The following is a 13,086-nucleotide window of genomic DNA, read 5'->3' as shown; positions in this document are numbered from 1 at the left end:
CGGTGCGGCCCCGGGCGTAATGCCGGTCCTCGCACCCCGTACCCTCGTACCTCGTGAGTACGGGGACAGCACAGGCGCCGACGGCGAGCGGCACCGTGTGCGCGGTGCGCGATCTGGTGAAGACCTACCCCCCGGCCAGGGGCCGCCGAGGCGCACCCGCCACCCCGGAAGTACGCGCCACCGACGGCATCAGCCTCGACGTCCGACGCGGTGAGATCTTCGGACTGCTCGGGCCCAACGGAGCCGGCAAGTCCACCCTCGTACGCCAGCTCACCGGGCTCATGCGGCCCGACTCCGGCAGCGTCGACATCCTCGGCCACGACCTCGTGCGCCACCCCGAGCGGGCCTCCCGGCTGATCGGCTACCTCGGGCAGGAGTCCACCGCGCTGGACGAGCTGACCGTCGCCCTCGCCGCCGAGACCACCGGGCGGCTGCGCGGGCTCCCGGTGCGCGAGGCCCGGGCCGAGCGCGACGCGGTCCTGGACGAACTCGGTCTCACCGGCCTCGCGGACCGGCCGCTGAAGAAGCTGTCCGGTGGCCAGCGGCGCCTCGCCTGCTTCGCCGCCGCACTCGTCGGGGAGCGCCCCGTGCTCGTCCTGGACGAGCCGACGACCGGCATGGACCCGGTGGCCCGGCGGGCCGTCTGGGCAGCCGTCGACCGGCGGCGCGCGGAGCGCGGGGCGACGGTCCTGCTCGTCACCCACAACGTCATCGAGGCCGAGACCGTCCTCGACCGGGTCGCCGTCATCGAACGCGGCAAGGTCATCGCCTGCGACACCCCCGCCGGGCTCAAGGAGCGCGTCGCCGGGGAGGTCCGGGTCGAGCTGGTGTGGCGCGACCGCGCCCCCCTGGAGCTCCCCGAGGTCGCGGCCCTGCGCGCGTCCGCGCAGGAGTCCGGGCGGCGCTGGGCGCTGCGGCTCGCGCCCGACGAGGCGCGGGCGGCGGTCGCCGCGGTGACCGGCGGCGCGGCCTTCGCGGCGCTCGACGACTTCAGCCTGGCGATGCCGAGCCTGGAGGACGTCTACCTCGCGCTCGGCGGCGGCGCGACCAAGGGACTGGTGAAGGCATGAGCGGATTCGGCGCGGTGGCCGGGGCGGCCGCGACGCTCGCCCCCCGGGCCCGGCTGTTCCCCTCCCTCGCGGCCGTCTACCGCGCCCAGCTCTCCCGGGCCCGGGTGGCCCGCATCCCACTGCTCTTCGTGGCGACCTTCCAGTCGGTCGGGATCATGATCCTGATGCGCGGGGTGGTGGACGGCGGCTCCGAGGCGCGGGCCGTCGTCGCCGGGTCCAGCGTCCTGGTCGTCGCCTTCGTCGCGCTGAACCTCCTCGCCCAGTACTTCGGGCAGCTCCGGGCGGGCGGCGGCCTCGACCACTACGCCACCCTGCCCGTGCCGCCCGCGGCCGTCGTGCTCGGCGCGGCGGGGGCGTACGCCTCCTTCACCGTGCCCGGGACCGTCGTCACGGCGGTGACCGGCAGCGTGCTGTTCGGGCTGCCGATGGCGCATCTGTGGGTGCTGGTGGCCGTCGTGCCGCTGTCCGGGGCCGCGCTGTCCGGGCTCGGCGCCGCGCTGGGGCTCCTCGCGCCGCGTCAGGAGCTCGCCACGCTGCTCGGACAGCTGGGCATGTCCGCCGCGCTGCTGCTGGGCGTCCTGCCGGCCGACCGGCTGCCGGAGCCGGTGGGCTGGGCGCGCGATCTGCTGCCGTCCACCTACGGGGTGGAGGCGCTGGCCCGGTCCTTCGGGGCCCGTCCCGACTGGGTGGTCATCGCGCTCGACCTCGCGGTCTGCGCCGTGGTCGGTGTCGTGTCGCTCGCCGTCGCCACCTGGGCGTACCGCAGGGCGGCGGTCCGGTGAGGCGCGGCTCGCGGGCGCCTGGCACGATGGCACGGTGACCGCACCTCTGACGCCGCCGAACCGGCCCTCGTCCGACGACCACCACGACTGGCGGAAGCCGGCCACGGGGGGTGAGCCCGCGGGTCCCGCCGTTCCGTACGGTTCCCACCTGGCGTCCTCGCCGGGGGTGGACCGGGACGAGCTGCGGGCGGATCTGCGGCGGGCGGGGATCGTCGCCGCCGCGGTGACCGTCGCCGGTGTGCTGATGGGGCTGCTGTGGCTGTGGCTGGCGCCCCGGGTGCCGCTCGTCTCCGACGGCACCGCGGTCTTCCTCAACGACAGCGAGGGCGAGGAGGCGATCGGCGCCGACGGCACGTTCGCCCTGCTCGGGCTGGCGTTCGGGGCGGTCTCGGCGGGGCTCGTCTTCTGGTTCCACCGGCGCGGCGGGATCTGGCTGACGGTGGGCCTCGCGGTCGGCAGCGTGCTCGGTTCGCTGCTGGCGTGGCAGCTCGGGACGCGGCTGGGGCCCACGTCCGACGTGGTCGCGCACGCGCGGGAGGCCGGCAAGGGGGTCGTCTTCGACGCGCCGTTGGAGATGCACGCGCACGGGGTGCTGCTGGCTTGGGGGCTGGCGGCGATGCTGGTGCATCTCGGGCTGACCGCGGCTTGGGGGCCGCGGGATTTCGAGGGGGAGTGGGCGTCTTACGGGGAGTGGGGGCCGGGGGCGTCTTCGGCGCCGCCGTCGTCCGGGGCGGGGGCGGCCGGGGCCGCCTCGCCGTCCGACGGGTCGTAGGGGGCCGCTGCGCGGGGCCTCTCCCCTCCCCGCCCCTTCCCGAAACCGGAGCTCCGCCCCGGACCCCGCGCCTCAAACGCCGGGGGGGCTGAATCCGGCGGCCGGCCCCGGGGCCCGCGCCTCCGGCGGCGGCGGGGGCGGGGGTTTGGGGTCCGGCCCCGGGGACCGGTTCTCGGGCGTTGGCGGGGCTGGGGGTTTTGGAGCCCCGCCCCGGACCCCGCGCCTCAAACGCCGGCGGGGCTGAATCCGGCGTCCGGCCCCGGGGCCCGCGCCTCAGGCGTTGGCGGGGCTGGGGTTTGGGGCTCTGCCCTGGGGCCCGCGCCTTGGGCGTTGGTATGTTCAGCCCGTCCGGCGTTTGAGGACGGAACCGGTCCGCCGGGGGGCCCGCGCCTCGCGGTGTCGGTCGGCCGGGGGCTCCGCCCCCCCGCTCAGCCTCGGCCGATGTCCGCGAAGGTCGCGCCCGTCAGCGCCGCCAGGTCGTCCGGGGACAGCTCGACCTCCAGGCCCCGGCGGCCCGCCGAGACGCAGATCGTCGCGTGGTCGCGGGCCGACGCGTCCAGGACCGTGGGGAGGCGTTTGCGCTGGCCCAGGGGGGAGATGCCGCCCCGGACGTACCCCGTGGTGCGTTCCGCGGCGGCCGGGTCCGCCATCGTGGCGCGTTTGCCGCCCGCCGCCGCGGCCAGGGCCTTCAGGTCCAGGGAGCCGGCGACCGGGACGACCGCGACCGTCAGGCGGCCGTCCACGTCGGCGACCAGGGTCTTGAAGACGCGGTCGGGGGAGACGCCCAGGGCCTGGGCCGCCTCCTCGCCGTAGGAGGGCGACGCCGGATCGTGCTCGTACGCGTGCACGGTGAACGCCGTGCCCGCCGCCGTCAGGGCGACCGTGGCGGGGGTGCCGCCGGACGGGGACTTCTTCTGCTTCTTGGCCATGTCCTCAGTTGGGGTGTGTCGGGGCGACGGTCAGGTCCACCGCGGGGAGCGACGGCAGGTGCCGGATCACCGCCGTCTCCGAGCGAAGCAGCCGCAGCTCCTCGCGGAGGCGGGTCGCGGTGTCCGGAGCCTGGAGGAGCCGCTGCTTGGCGGGGATGTCCAGGACCACCGTCGAGGCGACCAGGTACGAGACGACCGACGGGTCGTCCGGCAGGTCCGCGCCCGTGGTGAGGGAGCGCTCGCTCGCGCCCGCCAGGCGCTTCTGGTAGCCGCGGAAGGCCCGCAGGACGCCCTCCGCCAGCGGGCCGGCCTCGTCGCCCGGGTCCTCCTCCAGCTCCTCCAGCTCGGCCGTGAGGAAGGGGCCGGTCGCGTCCACGGAGAGCAGCCGCACCCGGGTCGTGCCGGTGGCCAGGACCTCGAAGCTGCCGTCCGCGCGCTCCCGGATGGTCGCGGCGTCGGCGACGCAGCCCACCCGGTGCAGCGACTGGAGGGGATCGGCGCCGAAGCCGTCGCCCGGACCGCGTTCGACGGGCCCGCGGACCGCCTCCGGCATGCCGAGACCCGTGACGGCGGTCTCCCGGCCGTCCCGGATGGCGACCACGGCGAACCGGCGCGGTTCGTCCTCGTCGATGGTCAGGAGCTCACGCATCATGGCGCGATATCGCTCCTCGAAGACGTTGAGGGGCAGCACGAGGCCCGGGAACAGCACCGCGTTCAGCGGGAACAGGGGCAGGCGAGCGGTGGTCACAGCGGTCAAGCGTAATGGCCGCGCGCCCGCCCTCGTCCGGAACCTTGCCTCAGCGGGTTCCCGGAGGCCGCCCGCAGCCGTGCGTCGTCCCGCGCGTCCAGGAACCGGCCCAGCGGGTCGCCGGACACCGAAGCCCACGGGAACGAGGAGGCGTGCGGGCCGATCCGGCCGAACTGTTCCAGCGCCTCCGCCCACCGGCCCCGCACCACCAGGACGTACGCGAGCAGGTTGCGGACCTCGGCCGGCCACGGGTCGCCCGGGGCGAAGGCGGCCGACAGGGAGATCGCCAGGTCCGCCGCCGCGTCGATCCGATCCTCCCGCACCGAGGCGGACCGGACGTCCCGCGCCCCCTCGGTCAGCATCGCGAACGCGGCCCGCAGCGGCAGCGCCTGGACCAGGGAGCTGGGCACCGAGTCCTCGGCGGCCCGCTCGGCGAAGTCGAAGCACTCGCGGTGCGAGCCGTACCAGGCGGCCGACAGGTACTGGAGGGCGGCGACATGGCAGCCGTAGTGGTGCGTGGAGCGCTGGAGGGCCTGCTCCCACAGCGCCTCGAACGTGGTGTGCGTGGCCTGCGTACCCCGGGCGTGGTCGAGCGCCAGGCGCCAGGGCACCGGATCGCGCGGATCACCGGCCGCGGCCGCCGTGATCAGCGGACCCACCTCGCGCAGCTGCTCCGCGCGCGCCGGGGACTCCCACGCGCGGTCGACCGCGAGCTGCGCCTTGACGAGCAGCGCGTCCGGATCGTGCGGTGCGGCGGCCAGCCAGTCCGCGAGCCAGCCGTCCCGGTTGCGGGCGAACGCGACGAGCCGTCTCAGATAGCGGTCCCGGCTCTCCCACTCGGCCGCGTCCCGGGTGGTCGCCAGGAGCTTCGCGGCCGGTTCGTACTCCCCGGCCGCGGCGGCCACCAGAGCGGGGGAGAGCCGTTCGTCGGGGGCGTCGAGCAGCACCGCGTGGTCCGCGGGCAACCCGGTGGGCAGCGCCGGGATGCGCCGGATCACGCGCGCGGTTCGGAGCAGGGCGCGGAGGAGAGGCATGGTGCAGACCATTGAAAAGCGCTGGTGGAGGCGGGCGCCAGAGGGTGCGCTGTGAAGCATTTGTGGCGAGTGGTCGGGTTGTCCGGGCGACGGTCAAGGAGCGGTGAAGGAAACCGGGGATTCTGGCTGATTCTCGCTGGCGCCGGGCAGAAGGCCCGTGGTCCGCCCACGTGGTGACGTGCCCGCGCGGCCTGCCGTCACCGGGGGACGCCGCCGCCCCCGGTGTCCCGCGGTCAGCTGCGGCGCAGCAGCCGGGAGGCGCCCGCCGCGACCGTGGTGGCCAGTATCCACCCCACCAGGACCAGCCCGGCCGCCATCCACTGCCAGCCGCCCTCGAGCCGCCAGTAGCCCTGCTGGCCGAGGTCGATCACCGGGATGAGCAGGTCCAGCGCGTAGAGCGCCGCGTTCCACTGCGGATGCTCCGCGCCCTTGATCGAAGCCGGGTCGTACCGCGAGAACGCCAGGGTGCCCGCCGCCCACAGCACCGCCATCCACACCGCGGCCCGCCCCGGCCGGTAGCCGTACGCCACCGTCCAGTCCTGGAGGTAGCCCCACAGCTTCCCGGCCGGCGGCAGGGTCTCGCGGCGGCGGCGCTGCTTGGCGAGCAGCACCTCCCGGGCGTCCGCGTCCTCGCCGCAGCTGCGGAGCACGGCCGCCAGCCGCTCGTACGGCTCCGGCACGTACTCCGGGGTCGCCGCCGCCACCCACTCCAGGCGCCGGGAGAGCGGGAAGTGTCCGTACGGGACGAGGTTCTCGTACACGAAACCGCCCATGGCGAGCCCGCCCGGGCCCGGCCAGCTCGTGGAGACGTCGATCAGCGTGACGACCTTCGCGCCGTTGAGCACCACCCGGCCGCGCACCGGGCGCTCCGGATTGAACCGCAGTTCGGGCGTGACCGTACGGCGCAGCGACAGCTCCTCGTGCGTGTCCAGCACGAACACCGCCTTGTGCAGGTCCACCGCGTCACCGAACCTGCCGTCGTCCAGCCGCACCCCGCCCCGGCAGCGGAACACCTGCGAGCGGGTGCCGTGCGCCGGGGTCGGCGAGGTGGCGATGCCGTACGGGGGAGTGGTGCCCTGATTCCCCGTGTCCACGCTGACCCACGCCTCGCTCATGTACAGCGTCCGCTCGACGCTGAGCTGCGGGGCGTTCAGCGCGCGGCGGCCCCGGGCCGCCCGCAGCCGGCTGCCGCGCAGGCTCAGCGAACCGCCCACCTTCGCCCCGCGCAGACTCAGCTCGCCCAGCATGTCGGCCATCTCGGCCTGGAGGTCCTGGGCGACCGTCAGCCCGTCGCCGAGCAGCGCCCGCCCCTGCCGGTCCGGGCCCACCTCGATCTGGTTGACCAGCAGGTCCGTGCCGATCTGGGCGTCCGTGAGCCGGATGCCGCGCTCCACCCGGCAGCGCGGCAGATGCAGATCGCCCTCGGTGCGCAGCCGGGCCGCGTCGAAGCGGGGCACCGCGCACCCCACCAGCCGCAGGGTCGTGAAGTGGCACTCAGGGAACGCCACCTCCTCGTCGAACCGGCAGCCCGTCAGCTCCACGTACGGATCGACGCGCCCGCCCGCCAGATCCAGCTTCCCCGTGATCCGGACGCCCCAGAGCTTCAGCGCCGTCACCCGGCCCGGCCGGGGCGGCGGGCCGCTCAGCAGCAGCCGGGCGACGACCCGGGCCGCCACACTGCGCTCGGGGCCCCACTCGTACGGGGCGAACGGATCGTCGCGCGCCCGGTCGCGGGACCGGAGGTCGTAGGTCGTGCCGTTCCGGAAGGACTGCCACATGCCCAGCTCCGCCGCGCTGAGGCCGTCCGGGAGATCGTCGTCGTGCAGCTCCGTCACCGGTGCCCCTTTCGTTCGGAGGCGTGATCCCGTTATTCCCTCTGAGTGACGGAATGAACGCACATAGTCAGCCGTCACAGCACCGGCATGTATCAGCCAGTGATACGGCCGTCCGGCCGTGCGCGGCGGTCTGAGAGAATTGCGGTGTGATCTCTCGAATCGATCTGCGCGGCGACGCCCTCCCCGAGGGTGGCGCCCTGCGCGACCTGCTGCCCCGTGCCGAGTTCGACGTGGAAGCCGCCCTGGAGACGGTGCGGCCCATCTGCGAGGACGTACGCCATCGTGGCTCGGCGGCAGTGATCGACTGGGGGGAGAAGTTCGACGGCGTCCGGCTGGAATCGGTCCGGGTGCCCGCCGCCGCCCTCGCCCGGGCGCTGGACGAACTGGACCCGGCCGTCCGCGCCGCCCTCGACGAGTCCATCCGCCGCGCCCGCCTCGTCCACCGCGCCCAGCGCCGCACCACGCACACCACCCAGGTCGTCCCCGGCGGCACGGTCACCGAGAAGTGGGTGCCCGTCGACCGCGTCGGGCTCTACGTGCCGGGCGGCCGCGCGGTCTACCCGTCCTCCGTCGTGATGAACGTCGTCCCGGCCCAGGAGGCGGGTGTCCCCGGCCTCGCCGTCGCCTCGCCGCCGCAGAGCGAGTTCGGCGGACTGCCGCACCCCACGATCCTGGCCGCCTGCGCCCTGCTCGGCGTGGACGAGGTCTACGCGGCCGGCGGCGCCCAGGCCGTCGCGATGTTCGCGTACGGCACCGAGGACTGCCTGCCCGTCGACCTGGTCACCGGCCCCGGCAACATCTACGTCGCCGCCGCCAAGCGCCTCCTCAAGGGCCGCATCGGCATCGACGCCGAGGCCGGCCCCACCGAGATCGCCGTCCTCGCCGACGCCACCGCCGACCCGGTGCACGTCGCCGCCGACCTGATCAGCCAGGCCGAGCACGACCCGATGGCCGCCGCCGTCCTCGTCACCGACTCCGCGGAACTGGCCGCCGCCACCGAGGCCGAGCTGGCCACCCAGGTCGCCGCGACCAAGCACGTCCAGGAGCGCATCGAGCCCGCCCTGGCCGGCCGGCAGTCCGCGATCGTCCTCGTCAACGACCTGGAGGACGGCCTCACCGTCGTCAACGCGTACGCCGCCGAGCACCTGGAGATCCAGACCGCCGGCGCCGCCGCGCTCGCCGACCGGGTCCGCAACGCCGGAGCGGTCTTCGTCGGCCCCTGGTCGCCCGTCTCGCTCGGCGACTACTGCGCGGGCTCCAACCACGTCCTGCCCACCGGGGGCTGCGCCTGCCACTCCTCGGGCCTGTCCGTGCAGTCCTTCCTGCGCGGCATCCACATCGTCGACTACACGCGCGACGCGCTCGCCGAGGTCGCCCACCACGTGGTGACCCTCGCCGAGGCGGAGGACCTCCCCGCCCACGGCGCCGCGCTCAAGGCCAGGTTCGGGTGGAAGGTTCCCCAGCAGTGACGAAGAACAACGCGGGCGGCCCCACGGCCAACCCCTGGGACGCCCTGCCCATCCGCGACGAACTGCGCGGCCAGACCCCGTACGGCGCGCCGCAGCTCGACGTGCCCGTACGGCTCAACACCAACGAGAACCCCTACCCGCTGCCCGACGCCCTGGTCGACCGGATCGCCGAACGGGTCCGCGAGGCCGCCCGCGACCTCAACCGCTACCCCGACCGGGACGCCGTCGAGCTGCGCACCGAGCTCGCCCGCTACCTCACCCGGACCGCCGGGCACCGCGTCGAGGCCGCCAACGTCTGGGCCGCCAACGGCTCCAACGAGGTCCTCCAGCAGCTGCTCCAGACCTTCGGCGGGCCCGGCCGCACCGCGATCGGCTTCGAACCCTCGTACTCGATGCACGCCCTGATCTCCCGGGGCACCGGCACCGGCTGGATCTCCGGGCCGCGCAACGAGGACTTCACCATCGACGTCGACGCCGCGTGCGCCGCCATCGCCGAGCGGCGCCCCGACGTCGTCTTCATCACCTCCCCGAACAACCCCACCGGCACCGCCGTCGACGCCGGCACCGTCCTCGCGCTGTACGAGGCCGCGCAGGCCGCTGGGCCGTCGATGGTCGTCGTGGACGAGGCGTACGGCGAATTCAGCCACCGGCCCTCGCTGCTGCCGCTGATCGAGGGCCGCCGCCACCTGGTCCTGTCGCGGACCATGTCGAAGGCGTTCGGCGCCGCCGGGCTCCGCCTCGGCTACCTCGCCGCCGACCCCGCCGTCGTCGACGCGGTGCAGCTGGTCCGGCTGCCGTACCACCTGTCCTCCGTCACCCAGGCCACCGCGCTCGCCGCCCTGGAGCACACCGATACGCTCCTCGGGTACGTCGCGCAGCTCAAGAGCGAGCGCGACCGGCTCGTCACCGAGCTGCGCGGGCTCGGCTTCGACGTCACCGAATCGGACGCCAACTTCGTCCAGTTCGGCCGCTTCGCCGACAGCCACACCGCCTGGCGGCAGATCCTCGACCGGGGCGTCCTGATCCGGGACAACGGCGTACCGGGATGGCTGCGGGTCTCCGCGGGAACCCCGGCAGAGAACGACGCGTTCCTCGATGCGGTGCGCGGACTGAAGAAGGAGCACGACGCATGAAACCCCGCACTGGCCGCGTGGAACGCACCACGAAGGAGACGTCCGTCCTGGTCGAGATCAACCTCGACGGGACCGGCAAGGTCGACGTCTCGACCGGGGTCGGCTTCTACGACCACATGCTCGACCAGCTCGGCCGGCACGGTCTGTTCGACCTCACCGTCAAGACCGACGGCGACCTGCACATCGACTCGCACCACACCATCGAGGACACCGCCCTCGCGCTCGGCGCCGCCTTCAAGCAGGCGCTCGGTGACAAGGTCGGCATCTACCGCTTCGGCAACTGCACCGTCCCGCTGGACGAATCGCTCGCCCAGGTCACCGTCGACCTCTCCGGCCGCCCCTACCTGGTGCACACCGAGCCCGAGAACATGGCGCCGATGATCGGCGCCTACGACACGACGATGACCCGGCACATCCTGGAGTCGTTCGTCGCCCAGGCGCAGATCGCCCTGCACGTCCACGTCCCGTACGGGCGCAACGCGCACCACATCGTGGAGTGCCAGTTCAAGGCGCTCGCCCGGGCCCTGCGCTACGCCAGCGAGCACGACCCGCGCGCGGCCGGAATCCTCCCGTCCACGAAGGGCGCCCTGTGACCGGCCTGAGCACCATCCTGATCCTGGTCGGCCTGTTCCTGGCCGGCGGGGTCTACTCCTTCTCCAAGCAGGGCATGCCCAAGGGCGTCATCGTCCTGCTCTCCATCGGCTCGCTGATGTGCCTGGTGGCGGGCGTCCTGCGCATTCAAGGTCTCTGGGACTAGGAAGCGACGAGCGACACGTGGATACGAAGAAGAAGGTCGTCGTCTTCGACTACGGCTTCGGCAACGTCCGTTCCGCCGAGCGCGCCCTCGCCCACGTCGGCGCGGACGTCGAGATCACCCGCGACTTCGACGCCGCGATGAACGCGGACGGGCTGCTCGTGCCCGGCGTCGGCGCGTTCTCGGCGTGCATGGAGGGCCTGAAGAAGGCCCGCGGCGAATGGGTCATCGGCCGCAGGCTGGCCGGCGGACGCCCCGTCATGGGCATCTGCGTCGGCATGCAGATCCTGTTCGAGCGCGGCATCGAGCACGGTGTGGAGACCGAGGGCCTGGACGAGTGGCCCGGCACGGTCGGCCCGCTGGAGGCGGACGTCGTCCCGCACATGGGCTGGAACACCGTCGAAGCACCCGAGGACTCCCAGCTGTTCGCCGGACTCGACGCCGGTGCCCGGTACTACTTCGTGCACTCGTACGCGGCGCACGACTGGAACCTCGAAGTGACCAACCCGAAGATCCGTGCCCCCAGGGTCACCTGGGCCACGCACGGCGAACGGTTCGTGGCGGCCGTGGAGAACGGCGCGCTGTGGGCCACCCAGTTCCACCCCGAGAAGTCCGGCGACGCCGGCGCCCAGCTGCTGACCAACTGGATCGAGACGCTGTAATGCCGAAGCTTGAACTGCTCCCCGCCGTAGACGTCCGCGACGGCCAGGCGGTCCGCCTGGTGCACGGCGAATCCGGCTCCGAGACCTCCTACGGCTCCCCGCTGGAGGCCGCACTCGCCTGGCAGCGCGCCGGCGCCGAGTGGCTGCACCTGGTCGACCTCGACGCCGCCTTCGGCACCGGGGACAACCGCGACCTCATCGCCGAGGTGGCCGGCGCCATGGACATCAAGGTCGAGCTGTCCGGCGGCATCCGCGACGACGCCTCGCTCGCCGCCGCCCTCGCCACCGGCTGCCGCCGGGTCAACCTCGGCACGGCCGCCCTGGAGACCCCCGAGTGGGTCGCCAAGGTCATCGCCGAGCACGGCGACAAGATCGCCGTCGGCCTCGACGTGCGCGGCACCACGCTGCGCGGCCGGGGCTGGACCCGCGACGGCGGCGACCTCTACGAGACGCTGGCCCGCCTCGACTCCGAGGGCTGCGCCCGCTACGTCGTCACCGACATCGCCAAGGACGGCACGCTCCAGGGCCCCAACCTGGAGCTCCTGAAGAACGTCTGCGCCGCCACCGACAAGCCCGTCGTCGCCTCCGGCGGCGTCTCCTCGCTGGACGACCTGCGCGCCATCGCCTCGCTCGTCCCGGCGGGCGTCGAGGGCGCGATCGTCGGCAAGGCCCTGTACGCGAAGGCGTTCACCCTCGAAGAGGCGCTGGAGGCGGTCTCCGCATGACCGGTTCCGCATCCGTGCGCCGCGTCTCCTCCGGCGCCCCCTGGGAGGAGAAGTTCGGCTACTCGCGCGCCGTCGAACTGCCGAACGGCCTGGTGCTCGTCTCCGGCTGCACGTCGGTGGTGGGCGGCGAGATCGCCGCCGGCGGCCCGTACGACCAGACCGTCACCGCGTTCAACGTCGCCTTCGCGGCGCTGAAGGAGCTGGGCCTCGGCCGCGAGGACGTCGTCCGCACCCGGATGTACGTCATGCACGCCCGGGACACCGACGAGGTCGGCCGCGCCCACAAGGAGCTGTTCGACGCGGTGCGCCCCGCCGCCACCATGATCGTGGTCTCCGGCTTCGTGGACCCGGGCCTCGTCGTCGAGGTCGAGGTCGAGGCATACCGGGCGGGTGCGCGATGAGCCTCGCGGTACGCGTCATCCCCTGCCTCGACGTGGACAACGGCCGGGTCGTCAAGGGCGTCAACTTCCAGAACCTGCGCGACGCGGGCGACCCCGTCGAGATGGCGAAGCTGTACGACGCCGAGGGCGCCGACGAGCTGACCTTCCTGGACATCACCGCGTCCAGCGGCGACCGGGAGACCACCTACGACGTGGTGCGCCGCACCGCCGAGCAGGTCTTCATCCCGCTCACCGTGGGCGGCGGCGTCCGCACCCCGGACGACGTCGACAAGCTGCTGCGGGCCGGGGCGGACAAGGTGGGCGTCAACACGGCGGCCATCGCCCGGCCGGAGCTGATCCGGGAGATCGCCGAGCGCTTCGGCCGCCAGGTCCTGGTGCTCTCGGTGGACGCCCGGCGCACCCCCGAGGGCACCTTCGAGGTCACCACCCACGGCGGCCGCCGGGGCACCGGCATCGACGCCGTCGAGTGGGCCCACCGGGCGGCGGAGCTCGGCGCCGGCGAGATCCTGCTCAACTCGATGGACGCCGACGGCACGAAGGACGGCTACGACACCGAGATGATCGCCGCCGTCCGCAAGCACGTCCGGGTCCCCGTCATCGCCTCCGGCGGCGCCGGCCGGCTCGCGGACTTCGCGCCGGCCATCGACGCCGGGGCCGACGCGGTCCTGGCCGCGTCCGTCTTCCACTTCGGCGACCTGCGCATCTCCGAGGTCAAGGGCGCGCTGGCAGAGGCCGGTCACCCGGTGCGCTGACCTGCCCGGTTGTGCGCGCG

At 73.9% G+C, this 13,086-nt stretch carries 15 protein-coding genes; 11 read left to right on the top strand and 4 right to left on the bottom strand.

Going from position 1 to position 13,086, the window contains the following annotated elements; translation table 11 throughout:
• Positions 1–95 precede the first annotated feature (95 nt).
• From FKN01_RS11225 to FKN01_RS11215, 3 genes are read left to right on the top strand one after another with little or no spacing between them, the layout of a single operon-like run.
• Positions 96–1,070, top strand: coding sequence for an ABC transporter ATP-binding protein (locus FKN01_RS11225; RefSeq protein WP_185992810.1), 975 nt, complete (start codon positions 96–98; stop codon positions 1,068–1,070).
• Positions 1,067–1,852, top strand: a complete 786-nt coding sequence (locus FKN01_RS11220; RefSeq protein WP_143619126.1) for an ABC transporter permease — start codon at positions 1,067–1,069, stop codon at positions 1,850–1,852. Before FKN01_RS11225 ends, FKN01_RS11220 begins: the two co-directional genes overlap by 4 nt.
• A 34-nt stretch (positions 1,853–1,886) precedes the next feature.
• A complete protein-coding gene (locus tag FKN01_RS11215) occupies positions 1,887–2,624 on the top strand; it encodes an ABC transporter permease (RefSeq protein ID WP_143619124.1) in 738 nt (245 codons plus the stop codon).
• A gap of 428 nt (positions 2,625–3,052) precedes the next feature.
• Here the strand turns inward: FKN01_RS11215 and ybaK are convergent, their stop codons facing one another.
• The 4 genes from ybaK to FKN01_RS11195 all read right to left on the bottom strand — a co-directional run bounded on the left by ybaK (position 3,053) and on the right by FKN01_RS11195 (position 7,170).
• Positions 3,053–3,553: a Cys-tRNA(Pro) deacylase gene (gene ybaK, locus FKN01_RS11210; RefSeq protein ID WP_143619122.1), complete on the bottom strand. Its 501-nt coding sequence runs from the start codon at positions 3,551–3,553 to the stop codon at positions 3,053–3,055.
• Positions 3,554–3,557: 4 nt separating this feature from the next.
• On the bottom strand, positions 3,558–4,301 hold the full coding sequence (locus FKN01_RS11205) for an LON peptidase substrate-binding domain-containing protein (protein WP_143619120.1): 744 nt from the start codon (positions 4,299–4,301) through the stop codon (positions 3,558–3,560).
• A 5-nt stretch (positions 4,302–4,306) separates the two neighbouring features.
• Positions 4,307–5,335, bottom strand: coding sequence for a hypothetical protein (locus tag FKN01_RS11200; protein WP_398931892.1), 1,029 nt, complete (start codon positions 5,333–5,335; stop codon positions 4,307–4,309).
• Between the two features lie 233 nt (positions 5,336–5,568).
• Complete coding sequence (locus FKN01_RS11195) at positions 5,569–7,170, bottom strand: oxidoreductase (protein WP_143619116.1); 1,602 nt, start codon at positions 7,168–7,170, stop codon at positions 5,569–5,571.
• A 146-nt stretch (positions 7,171–7,316) separates the two neighbouring features.
• Here FKN01_RS11195 and hisD point away from each other — a divergent pair, with 146 nt between their 5' ends.
• The 8 genes from hisD to hisF are packed head-to-tail and all read left to right on the top strand — an operon-like array spanning position 7,317 to position 13,066.
• The gene (hisD, locus tag FKN01_RS11190; RefSeq protein WP_143619114.1) at positions 7,317–8,639 is read left to right on the top strand and encodes a histidinol dehydrogenase; all 1,323 of its coding nucleotides are present in this window, start codon (positions 7,317–7,319) and stop codon (positions 8,637–8,639) included.
• On the top strand, positions 8,636–9,772 hold the full coding sequence (locus FKN01_RS11185) for a histidinol-phosphate transaminase (protein WP_143619112.1): 1,137 nt from the start codon (positions 8,636–8,638) through the stop codon (positions 9,770–9,772). The genes hisD and FKN01_RS11185 overlap by 4 nt, the downstream gene beginning before the upstream one ends.
• Positions 9,769–10,365 carry an imidazoleglycerol-phosphate dehydratase HisB gene (gene hisB / locus FKN01_RS11180; protein WP_143619110.1) on the top strand — a complete coding sequence of 199 codons (597 nt, stop codon included), beginning with the start codon at positions 9,769–9,771 and terminating at the stop codon, positions 10,363–10,365. The genes FKN01_RS11185 and hisB overlap by 4 nt, the downstream gene beginning before the upstream one ends.
• Positions 10,362–10,529, top strand: a complete 168-nt coding sequence (locus FKN01_RS32505) for a hypothetical protein (protein WP_185992807.1) — start codon at positions 10,362–10,364, stop codon at positions 10,527–10,529. The genes hisB and FKN01_RS32505 overlap by 4 nt, the downstream gene beginning before the upstream one ends.
• A 17-nt stretch (positions 10,530–10,546) precedes the next feature.
• Positions 10,547–11,188 (top strand): imidazole glycerol phosphate synthase subunit HisH, encoded by a 642-nt coding sequence (gene hisH, locus FKN01_RS11175; RefSeq protein WP_143619108.1) that lies wholly within the window; start codon positions 10,547–10,549, stop codon positions 11,186–11,188.
• Positions 11,188–11,913 (top strand): bifunctional 1-(5-phosphoribosyl)-5-((5-phosphoribosylamino)methylideneamino)imidazole-4-carboxamide isomerase/phosphoribosylanthranilate isomerase PriA, encoded by a 726-nt coding sequence (priA, locus tag FKN01_RS11170; protein ID WP_143619106.1) that lies wholly within the window; start codon positions 11,188–11,190, stop codon positions 11,911–11,913. Before hisH ends, priA begins: the two co-directional genes overlap by 1 nt.
• Positions 11,910–12,314, top strand: a complete 405-nt coding sequence (locus tag FKN01_RS11165; RefSeq protein ID WP_143619104.1) for a RidA family protein — start codon at positions 11,910–11,912, stop codon at positions 12,312–12,314. The genes priA and FKN01_RS11165 overlap by 4 nt, the downstream gene beginning before the upstream one ends.
• A complete protein-coding gene (gene hisF / locus FKN01_RS11160) occupies positions 12,311–13,066 on the top strand; it encodes an imidazole glycerol phosphate synthase subunit HisF (RefSeq protein WP_073968225.1) in 756 nt (251 codons plus the stop codon). Before FKN01_RS11165 ends, hisF begins: the two co-directional genes overlap by 4 nt.
• The last annotated feature ends 20 nt before the right edge of the window (positions 13,067–13,086 follow it).

The sequence above is a fragment of the Streptomyces sp. 130 genome (genome assembly GCF_007096885.1).
Taxonomy (GTDB): domain Bacteria; phylum Actinomycetota; class Actinomycetes; order Streptomycetales; family Streptomycetaceae; genus Streptomyces.
The sequence above is the reverse complement of the archived record's forward strand: the minus strand, read 5'-3'. Positions and strand labels throughout refer to the sequence as shown.